This window comes from Nostoc sp. FACHB-888, from assembly GCF_014696655.1.
GTDB lineage: Bacteria > Cyanobacteriota > Cyanobacteriia > Cyanobacteriales > Nostocaceae > Nostoc.
Genome location: NZ_JACJQM010000239.1, coordinates 1 through 5556, shown reverse-complemented (window position 1 = coordinate 5556; position 5556 = coordinate 1). Strand labels below are relative to the sequence as shown.

Genomic DNA, 5556 nt, shown 5'->3' with positions numbered 1-5556 from the left:
ATTTTTTACTACCTAGCAGCCGAATTAAAGTCAGGAGATATCTGCGTTGTTGGTAGTGAAGATTACGCCGACTACCGCGAACAATTACTGCCTTGGTCAGATGCCAATGATTGTATCGTTACCAGTGCCAGTATTGATTGTGCCGCCGGCTGCTATGTTGATGCCAAAAGTGCTGCTATCGCTAGTGATTGTGTCGTTACCAGCACCAGTATCGATGATGCCACCGCCGAGGACACCATCGAGAGAGATACCCCTGCCGCCAATGTCGTTGCTATTGCCAGTGATTGTGTCGTTACCGTCACCAGTACTTATAGTGCTGTAGTTTACAATGCTAACGCCATCGCCACTGGCAATTGCAGTGATTGTATCGTTACCCTTGCCGGTCTCAATAGTGCCTTCTGGTTGGTTATTGATGCCATAGCTATTGCCAATTCCAGTGATTTTATCATTATCCTTGCCAGTATCGATGGTGCCGGAGTTGTCAATACCAATGCCAAGGTTGTCGCCAGTACCGATGCCAGTGATAGTGTCCTTTCCTGAGTATGTACGAACAAAACCTCCAGTTAAAATCTCAATACCAATTGCTGGTGATGCATTTAACTCTTCGCCAACTAAAGTGTCGGAATCGGGGGTGCCGATGAAATTTGGTGGAACGGTAAGTCTAGGCATGATCAAAACCCTCTCAATAGGTTAGTACGGTCGGTTTCCTTATTGGGATGAGCAGTCTCTCAAAAAAATTCTCTGAATCCTTTCTCCAAGAGCTATCCAGTGATTGAGTCCCCTGTTGTATAAGTCACTTAAGCTGAATGAAGTTTCAACGAATGAATCAGATTCCAAGGTATTAAAACTTGTGACTCGTCTGACTGCATAAGAAGCCATTTCCAGATGGTGGAAATGACTTCTTATAAACATTAGGAATCAAATGAGCAGTTATTCCGAAACTTACTACACGGAGCTTTTGTCTATTTTCGGAAAAGATTTTATTCACCAAACATCGATTTTTAGTCAAACATCACTTACATTGGTATTTTTTATGACAGAAGTTACCGTTGTATTAAAAATATAGAGGTTATTAAAAGTTCTGAATGATCAAGCTATTTGCAGTCTAACATCTCATTGGCCATAACCAACAATTTTAGGTGTAATTTTATTTTTAAGTTAGCTAAAAATCCAGCATTTTCTCTAACAAAAATTCTTGTTAATCAAGACCTATTTTTTACAAAATTTTGATGGACTGTCAAAATCATCGCCTAACGCCCCTTAGACCGCTATACAGTGCTAAAAAGACAAATTTTATACATTATTCTGCCTCTGCTTGCAGCGCTCTGGCCAGAAGCGGGTATAGTCTGCACCCATAAGCTTAAACTTGATCCCTAAAGCAACCCGCCAACAAAGTGCTTCGGAAGAAAGGAGCGCAGGCATCACACTTCTTGGGAAACGGAATCAGGTTCACGCTTTAGGTTTAAGTTGTTTAACAGCCTTGCGTTCAACAGGGGTCAATAATCCCCAAACAGCAGTTTTAAATTCATCCGTCCATTCTTCTATCAGTTCATCAATCATTTGCCAGGACTCATCTACAATAGACTCCCGAATCAGTTCCGCATTGGCAATCACCCGATCTACTGAGGTGGTAGAACAAAGACTAGAACAGCTATCAGATGCTTGCTGTATAACTGTTTCAGTATTTTCTGGCTCGGTTGTGTTCCAGTCACTTTTCAAACTTTTATCTTTTTCTGGAGGTGGGGTGAAATTTTCTCCCCCACTACTGTCAAAATTTTCTAAAAGTTTTGGAGAATCACTAGAACAACTAGAACACTCAATCTCTAACTCTTGAGAAGCAATAGTTTCAGACTGTTCTAGTTGCTGTTCTAGTGGTGTTCCAGTCTCTGTTCTAGTCTCTAGTTGTGGCTTAGTCCAGGGGTAAAGGAGTTTACCAGCTATCCGTTTGCGTGAGCCTCTGTTCCATCCATTAGCCCGGAGGATTTGAGTGACACGGTTTTTCTCTGCCATGCCTTGCTTGGCTAACTCAATTTTGAGAACTGAGCTAAGTATTTCTGATGCCGATACTTCATTGCGAATGTTAGCCCAAGCCATGATTTCCGCTTCCCAAGGATCTGTGCTTTGATAGTGTTTGTTAGCAGCCTCTAACCATTCATCTTCGGTGTCGGTCAAGTGCCACTGTTCTCCACTCTTGTAAGCGGCGACGGCAGCAGCCCAAATCAGATCCCGTTCTTTTTGAAGTAACTCAATGTTGATCCGGTTGACTAAAACCGAAACTACCCAGAAACGACGCTCACCAGTCGGGTCATACAAGAATTCGTCCTGATTGGTAGTGCCAACAAAAATAGATGGTCTGGGTAAATCCTCAATATCTGTACCATAAGGGCGGCGAATCGAATCAGTCAGACGTGAGAGAAAAGCCTTGAGCTGTGAGACATCTTTCTTTTTATAGGAGTTCTCAAACTCGGCATACTCCAATAGCCAGTACTGGCCAATCTTCATGATTTCATCTTTTTCTGTGCCAGAGATGTCATCAGTGAAGAACTGTTTACCTGCTAAAACTCTCCAAAATGTTGACTTGAGAGATTTCTGCTTACCTTGAAGAATGGTAATTTCATCATGTTTACACCCCGGCTCGTATGCCCGTGCCACTGCTGCAATCAAAGTCCGTTTCATCAGCGCAGCGTGTAACGGGTCATTAGTGCCAAAGTAACATGAAGCTATTGTATCAAGTATGCTGATATCGACATCAGCATGTTTATGGCTCACCCGTTCGAGATACTCAACCACTGGGCTGTAGGGATTTTCTTGAGCTAGGTCGAGAACAATGCCCTTACCTTGTTCCTTGCTAATATCAAGATGAATTTGTCTGGCAATCTTCAAATCAATGCGGTCAAGTGGTAGTGGATGTCCGTCAAGTTCTACTTGCTTTTTAAGAGTGTTCCAGCGCAGACGTTCACCCCAGACGGCACGAATCTGATTAAATTTTTGCTCCAACTTGCTTTCTGTTGGGCGCTCTCGGTCGGAATCAGCTTCTAGAGACTTATTGAGCGTATCAACAACGATCCGTCTATCCTCAATTGCCTGTATGATGTCATCTACGGTTGCCCCATCTTCTACCCAGTCTTTAATATCCAGTCCGCCGTTTTTGGCTAGGTGTGTCCAGTAAAAGTCATTGGGAGGGGCATACAACCATTTAGCATCTGGGAAATCTTTGAAAATATCTTCCATGTGCTTTAACCCAGGTTCGTCACGGTCGGGACAAAGAACTAGATTAGCATCTTCTAAATCCGCTTGGTAATTGCCGTAGGCGCGATACTTCAGAGCGCCGCCGATTGTGGTTGTGGCAGGTATGCCCATTTCCCAGAGAATATCGGCTATGCCTTCACCCTCAACGATGAAGATGGTTCTACCAGCTGCTAAAGCTGCTTTGACTTCGGTATAACGATAAATGGGAATAGAGGCTTTTACTTCATCAGTTAATCCTTTAACCCAGTTATGATTATCCCAATGTGACTGAAAGATTCGCTTTTTCCCGTTACCGTCATCAATGCGAGTTACCTTAACCAATGGTTGCCCTGAGCGGTCGTAGTAAATATATTCTTTCTTGCCTTGAGGACGTGGCGGTTTTTGATGCTTTTCTGGTGCGTAGTATGGCTTACCGTTGCGGTCAGTCTTTGATGTTTGCTCCCACCCAGAAGCGGGTTGGGCATCGCGGTTGCAGACTGTCAATTCTCCTATTGAGTAGCACCAGTCTGGTTTACCGCAGTGGGGGCAAGCGTTAGCTTTGGTTGCTTCTAGCAGCTTGTTGGTAGTATCGGTATGAAATAGCTGTTTTTGTGACACTTTACAAATCCTCCATTATGTGTGTTGGAGGAATTGGAGCTATCCCGTGGCAGTAATCTTCTAGTACAAACGTTCAAAAATCACGCTTTGCTAAAATTCCTGAAACGCTGTTGACATCTGGTGAGCCAGTATTACATTGGCTTTACACCTAATCGTGTAAGATAAAATTACTATTAGGGATACTAATTAGGCTGCGAAACCCAATCCCCAATTCCAAGTGAATAAACTTAGAAAGCCCCGTGTCCTAGCAGGAACCGGGGTTTTCGCCATTTATTCTATTCATATTTGCCTAACCAATTTCTGACAAACTCGGTTACTTCCTCCTCTGGAATTACAAATGCACTACCTTTTCTCTTGAGAACTAGAACTTTCATGTTTCCTATCTCCGTATAAAGATGTTCATTATGATTTGGGGATGCCTTTGTCGGAGGCCATAAAACCAAAACTCTTGCTGTGGGTGTCTTTTGCGCTTCACGCGAAGACATCCCAAATATTGCTCTATTCTTGTCAAGCCAGCTTTTGTAATCTCCCAGTTCAACTAGAGGGCAAGGTTCCCAAGTTCCTAAGCGATTCTTTTTTCTTCTCACCTGCAAAACCTCTTTGGCTTCGTTGTAGACAATCAAGCTGTCTCCTTTCGATCTGATGGAGATAAACAGGTGAGTTTTCCCAGGAAACCTAATAAATAAGTCTACAGGGTTCTTGTCTTGTATTTTCAGTACCGGAAAGACTTGTATGCCTTTGCTTTTAAACTCTTGCAAAAGTAGGGTTATTATTTTTTCCAGCCGCACAAGTTTTTGAACTCGTACTAACGGCTTGTAAGCCAATGCAAAAGCAAGCCAGCCAAACGGATTAATGAAGCTGCCTGTACCAAGCGCAACACCACCAGTCACTAGAGCCAGACCAGATTCATGGTCTATCGCCTCCCTAATCCACTCTAACGCCGCTTCGTTATGCGGCGGAAGTTGAAAATCGGTTGCTGGGTCTTTCACGGTAGTCATTGGAGACATCAAAATTAATGATGTGAAATTATACGAACTGTACTGATAGTAATGCTTTACACTACATTTTTGAACTAATAGCCATCTATTAATGTCATGTTTGGCGATCGCTTGCCTCTACTCTTCTGTAAGCAGGAGGATACTTGGATGGAAATTTAGCTCTTATGGCTTGTTCCACAAGAAACGCTACGAGATTAGCTGTGGCTCTACCTTCTTCATCAGCCCATATTTGTAAATCTTCATAAACTGCATCCGGTAAAACAATAGTTGTTCTCTTAGTCATGTCGATGAAAGTTTCTTTATTCATCGATTCTAGCCTCATGTGGTAATTGTCTTTGCTTATTTCATGTTATCGCATTCTAATTTCATGCGATTCTATGCTAATATAGCATTAAGCAAACCAAAAACAGTCACCCAACAAAGGCAATAGAAGCCGGAAAGTGATGCTATGGCTAACCAATAACTGGATATCTGGATTTGTCTAGATTTGCCTAAAAATCAACGCCAAGCCGGAAAAATCAAGACTTTAACAATCATCTGAACCATGACAGCTATATATTCCAATGCCAAAAATTGGCTAGTTCAGGCAGACTTGTTAGCCAAATCCGGGCCATCGGTGAGAGGTTAGAGTGATTGCACTTTTGTCAAGAGGGTGCAGGAAAAGGGGATAAATCCAGCTTGGAGACTGGTTTTCGCAGCGCTTTAACAACTC

At 42.8% G+C, this 5556-nt stretch carries 4 protein-coding genes; all 4 read right to left on the bottom strand.

Annotated features, from left to right (window positions below; translation table 11 throughout):
• Positions 1 to 96 precede the first annotated feature (96 nt).
• A complete protein-coding gene (locus H6G26_RS37815) occupies positions 97 to 669 on the bottom strand; it encodes a hypothetical protein (RefSeq protein WP_190736786.1) in 573 nt (190 codons plus the stop codon).
• Positions 670 to 1449: 780 nt separating this feature from the next.
• The gene (locus tag H6G26_RS37810) at positions 1450 to 3846 is read right to left on the bottom strand and encodes a VapE domain-containing protein (RefSeq protein WP_190736784.1); all 2397 of its coding nucleotides are present in this window, start codon (positions 3844 to 3846) and stop codon (positions 1450 to 1452) included.
• 275 nt (positions 3847 to 4121) lie between these two features.
• The gene (locus tag H6G26_RS37805; protein WP_190736782.1) at positions 4122 to 4844 is read right to left on the bottom strand and encodes a hypothetical protein; all 723 of its coding nucleotides are present in this window, start codon (positions 4842 to 4844) and stop codon (positions 4122 to 4124) included.
• Positions 4845 to 4938: 94 nt separating this feature from the next.
• Positions 4939 to 5151 (bottom strand): hypothetical protein, encoded by a 213-nt coding sequence (locus H6G26_RS37800; protein ID WP_225893030.1) that lies wholly within the window; start codon positions 5149 to 5151, stop codon positions 4939 to 4941.
• Positions 5152 to 5556 lie beyond the last annotated feature (405 nt).